The organism is Phenylobacterium sp. (genome assembly GCF_031181185.1).
GTDB lineage: Bacteria > Pseudomonadota > Alphaproteobacteria > Caulobacterales > Caulobacteraceae > Phenylobacterium.
Genome location: NZ_JAPSKZ010000237.1, coordinates 1 through 4,522, shown reverse-complemented (window position 1 = coordinate 4,522; position 4,522 = coordinate 1). Strand labels below are relative to the sequence as shown.

Annotated in this window: 5 protein-coding genes; 3 read left to right on the top strand and 2 right to left on the bottom strand. The window is 69.6% G+C overall.

Annotated features, from left to right (window positions below; translation table 11 throughout):
- On the top strand, positions 1-372 hold a 372-nt coding region (locus RIF93_RS18855), incomplete at its 5' end, for a CoA-transferase (protein WP_309092991.1).
- Here the strand turns inward: RIF93_RS18855 and RIF93_RS18850 are convergent.
- Positions 369-560: a hypothetical protein gene (locus RIF93_RS18850; protein WP_309092990.1), complete on the bottom strand. Its 192-nt coding sequence runs from the start codon at positions 558-560 to the stop codon at positions 369-371. The genes RIF93_RS18855 and RIF93_RS18850 overlap by 4 nt on opposite strands.
- Before the next feature lie 93 nt (positions 561-653).
- Here RIF93_RS18850 and msrA point away from each other — a divergent pair, with 93 nt between their 5' ends.
- Positions 654-1,226 (top strand): peptide-methionine (S)-S-oxide reductase MsrA, encoded by a 573-nt coding sequence (gene msrA, locus RIF93_RS18845; protein ID WP_309092989.1) that lies wholly within the window; start codon positions 654-656, stop codon positions 1,224-1,226.
- A gap of 150 nt (positions 1,227-1,376) precedes the next feature.
- Here the strand turns inward: msrA and RIF93_RS18840 are convergent, their stop codons facing one another.
- The gene (locus tag RIF93_RS18840) at positions 1,377-2,909 is read right to left on the bottom strand and encodes a glycosyltransferase family 39 protein (RefSeq protein ID WP_309092988.1); all 1,533 of its coding nucleotides are present in this window, start codon (positions 2,907-2,909) and stop codon (positions 1,377-1,379) included.
- Between the two features lie 287 nt (positions 2,910-3,196).
- On the opposite strand from RIF93_RS18840, the gene RIF93_RS18835 reads away from it, so the two are divergent.
- A partial coding sequence (locus RIF93_RS18835) for a TonB-dependent receptor plug domain-containing protein (RefSeq protein ID WP_309092987.1) occupies positions 3,197-4,522 on the top strand: 1,326 nt, incomplete at its 3' end.

Here is a 4,522-nt window from a genome sequence, read left to right as displayed (position 1 = left end):
GGCCACATCGACCTGTCCATCCTGGGCGCCATGCAGGTGGCCGCCAACGGCGACCTCGCCAACTGGATGGTCCCGGGCAAGATGGTGAAGGGCATGGGCGGGGCCATGGACCTGGTGGCCGGCGTCAAGCGCGTGGTCGTGGTCATGGAGCACGTCGAGAAGTCGGGCGCGCCCAAGCTGGTGAACGCATGCTCGCTGCCCCTGACCGGCGCTGGCGTCGTCGACCTGGTGATCACCGACCTGGCCGTCTTCGACGTCTCGCGGGGCAAGAAGCCGCTCACGCTGCTGGAACTCGCCCCGGGCGTGACCCTGGACGAGGTTCGCGCCAAGACCGAGGCGCCGTTCGAAGCGGCCGGCGCGGTCGCGGCCTAGCGGCCGCCGCGCTTCACCGCGCCGCTGGCCTTGCCGGCGGTTTGGCCGCCGCCTGTGCCCAGGCTGCCCTGGCTCGCGCCCGGGCCGCCGCCAGGCAGCGTGCCGCCGGGTTGCAGCGATGTGGACAGGCCGCTCGGGCCGCCGGTGGGAAGCTTCGGCGACGACTTGGGCTTCTGGTTGTTGGGCATCCTCGGGTCCTTTCCTGGTCCCTCCCAACCACCGCCCGGCGCCCGGCGTTCCTCCGCGTTGGCATACCCGCCCGGCGGGCTCATATTGACCGCATGAAGACGCCCGTCTCCGCGGCGCTCGCCGCCGCCGTCCTGCTCGCCGCCGCCCCGGCCGCCGCGGCCACCAAGACCGCTGTGTTCGCCGGCGGCTGCTTCTGGTCGGTGGAGAAGTTCTTCGAGGCCAGGGCGGGCGTCGTCAGCGCCGTGTCCGGCTACGCCGGCGGGACGCGGGCGAACCCCACCTATGAGAGCCACGAGGGCCACCTCGAGGCCGTGCGCGTCACCTACGACCCGGCCAAGGTCTCCTATGCCCAGCTGGTCGACCATTTCTTCCGTAACATCGACCCGACCGATCCGAACGGGCAGATCTGCGACAAGGGTCCTGCCTACCGCACCGCCATCTTCGCCGGCAGCCCGGAAGAGCGCCGCATCGCCGAACAGGCCAAGGCGCGCGTCGCCGGGGTCCTGAAGCGGCCGGTCGCCACCCAGGTCCGCAACGCCGCGAAGTTCTGGAACGCCGAGGCCTACCACCAGGACTTCGCGAAGAAGAACCCGGCGCACTACGAGCGCTACCGCATCGGCTGCGGCCGCGACCCGTGGCTCAAGAAGGTCTGGGGCGGCAAGTAGTCCCGAGACGCCGCGTAGCGGCGACTCAACAATATCGAACCACAGAAAGCACTGAACGCGGGCGCCGGCGCCGCGCCCCTTCTGTGGGCGCGCATCAGCGCGCCTTCCGTGTTTTCAGTGGTTCCAGTTCGAAGGCGCCGCTTCGCGGCCTCAGGGGATCGGCCTGCCGGTCGCGGGGTCCCGCGGCTTCGGCGCGAAGCCTTCGCCGACGAACATCTCGATCCGCCGCTTGCGCCGGGCGTCCAGCCAGACGCTGGCGATCTCCAAGTCCCTGGCGGCCCGGAAGTCGCCCTCCATCTCGCGCCGGTAGTTGCCTTCCATGGCTACCGCCAGCACGCGGCCGCCCTCGGCCGGGGAGAGCGCCGCGCTGGCCTCGGCCTGGTTCTCGGGCTGGCCCGTCAGCAGCCAGCTGCGCAGCGGCGGGGCGCCGCCGGCGAATGCGTTCCGGCCGTAGTAGGACATGGCGTAGAACAGGAAGCGGTTGTTGACGGCGATGGCGGTCAGGCCGGGCTCGACCGAGGCGCGCCTGAGAATCACGTCGGTCGTCTCGTCCCAGCCCTTGGCGCGCTTGAAGCTGTTGCCGATGCCGGACTGCTCGGCGAGCTTGGGGGAGATCACGAAGGCGAAGAACGCCGCGGCCACCAGGGCCTGCAGCCCGACCGCGGCCACGAGCCATCGCTTCGCCCGCCAGCGGACGAGCCAGGCCCCGACCAGGATGGCGCCCGCCAGGTAGCCCGCGCCCGACCAGTTGGCGTTGGCCCGGCTGATGAACGCCTGGCCGGTGACAATCAGGAGCGGCGGCAGGGTGAAGCACAGGAGCAGCAGGTCCTCGCGCGACAGCCGGCGGCGCAGGATGGCCAGCGCCAAGCCGGCGATCAGCACGCCCAGCGGGATCGGTCCGAACACCCCGAACTGCGAGAGCGTGAATTCGCCCAGCTCGGCGAAGTTGAACAGCTGGCGCCCGCCCCAGGCGGCGTTGGCCGCCGTGTGGTGCAGGGTCGCGAAGCCGTGGGTGGCGTTCCAGACTGCGTTCGGCGCGAGGATGACCGCGAAGGCGGCGAGCGCCAGGCCGATCCGCGCTGGGGTCCAGGCGGCCCGCGCGTCCGGCGACAGCGCGAGGTGGGCGACGACGCCGATAAGGAAATACACCGCCGCGTACTTGCTGAGGAAGGCCAGGCCCAGGGCCGCGCCAACGCCAGCCGCCAGCCGCAGGGCTGCGCGGCCCTCCGCCCGCTGCAGGGCGACATAGGCCAGGACCGTCAGTCCCAGGAAGAACAGCAGCGGCGCGTCGGTCGCCGCCACCAAGGCCGACAGCTGCACCCCGGGCATCAGGGCGTAGAGCGCCGCGCCGGCCAGGGCCGCCCCGGCGCCGTACAGTCGACGCCCGATGGCGAAGACGGTCAGGGTCGCGCCCGCCTGGAACAGCACGGCCGACAGCCGCACCCAGGGCTCGGCGTCCCCGCCGATCGCCGTCGTCGCCCAGATGGCCCAGGCGACCATCGGCGGCTTCGAGTAGTAGCCGAAGTCCAGAGTCCGCGACCAAAGCCAGTACTGGGCCTCGTCCGGGTACAGCTCGAGCGGGCTCGTGAACAGCACCACCAGGCGCACGATCGTCAGTCCCGCGACGAGCAGGATGGCGGCGCGCCAGTCGTCCTTGAGCCTGAAACCGGAAACCTGGGTCATGGTGAACCTTGCAGAGGCGCGCGGACCCTAGTGCGCGGACGTGCCGTGTAAAGCACACGGCGCCGCGTTTCGACGCACCTGCGCACGTCCCTCCGTGACCGTAACAAAAGCGTCACCCACGTGGCGAAATTTAGCGCTATAGGGGCGCCCAAGACTCGCGGCCTGCGGAAAAGGGGCCTCGGCCGTGGGGAGTCTGTCGAGAGGGGATCTCTATGAACATGAAACTGAGCCGCGCGCTTTGCGCGACTACGGCGCTTGCCACCGGGCTGCTCGTGGCGGGGGCCGCGATGGCGCAATCCACCGGTACGGCCATCGTCGAAGAACTGGTCGTCACCGGCTCGGCCGGTCCGCGGTCGATGGCCGGCGCGATCGTCGCCGAAACCGAGCCGAAGTCGCGCGCGAGCATCACCGAGGAGCTGATCACGCGCCAGGCGCCGGGTCAGACCATCCTCGACTCGATCAACCTGCTGCCCGCGGTGACGTTCAGCAACAACGACCCCTACGGCTCGGCCGGCGGCGACATCACCATGCGCGGCTTCGACAGCCAGCGCGTCGCCCTGCTGCAAGACGGCGTTCCGCTCAATGACAGCGGCAACTACGAGATCTATCCGAACCAGCAGCTCGACTCGGACCTGATCGAGCGCGCGACGGTGAACCTGGGCACGACCGACGTCGACAGCCCGACCGCGGCGGCCGCCGGCGGCACCATCAACTACATCACCCGCAAGGCCTCGGACGAGTTCGGCGTCCGCGCCGAAGTGGGCGTCGGCAGCGACGACTTCCAGCGCTACTACGCAACGATCGAAACCGGCGAGATCGGTCCGTTCGGCACCAAGGCCTGGATCTCGGGCCTGTACACCCGCAACGACCTGTTCCGCCCGCACAACTCGCCGATCGACCCCAAGGGCAAGATCCAGAAGAAGCAGTTCAACGCCCGCATCGACCAGGACTTCGGCTCCGTCGGTGAGGCCAGCCTGATCTTCAACTACAACGAAAACCGCAACAACTTCATCGGCCGGATCAACCTGGCCACGTTCCAGCGCCAGGGCCGCCTGGCCAATGGCCAGCCGGACACGGGGCTCGTCGCCGCCACGAACTGCGTGCGTCCGACGCCCGTCGCCGGCACCGCCCAGGTCGAGAACACGGGCAATAACCTCTGCCCGACCGGCTTCTACGGCTTCACCATCAACCCTTCGAACACCGGCAACATCCGCGGTCTGTCGCGCTGGAACCTGAGCGACAACCTGACCCTGACGGTCGACCCCTCGTTCCAGTACACCATCGCCAACGGCGGCGGCGTCGGCACGTTCGCCGAGAACCTGGGCCAGTTGCGCGGCAACACGACCGCTCCGGGCGTTGACCTGAACGGCGACGGCGACGTCCTGGACACCGTCTACCTCTATCGTCCGAACACCACGAACACCCGTCGCTACGGCGTGACCTCGTCGCTGATCTGGAAGTTCACGGACAACCAGAGCATCCGCGCGGCCTACACCTTCGACCGGGCCAAGCACCGCCAGACGGGCCAGACCACCTACCTGGACAACGAGGGCTTCCCGACCAACGTGTTCGGCGGCAAGGACGGCTACGGCGAGCCGGTGGTCCTGCCGGAC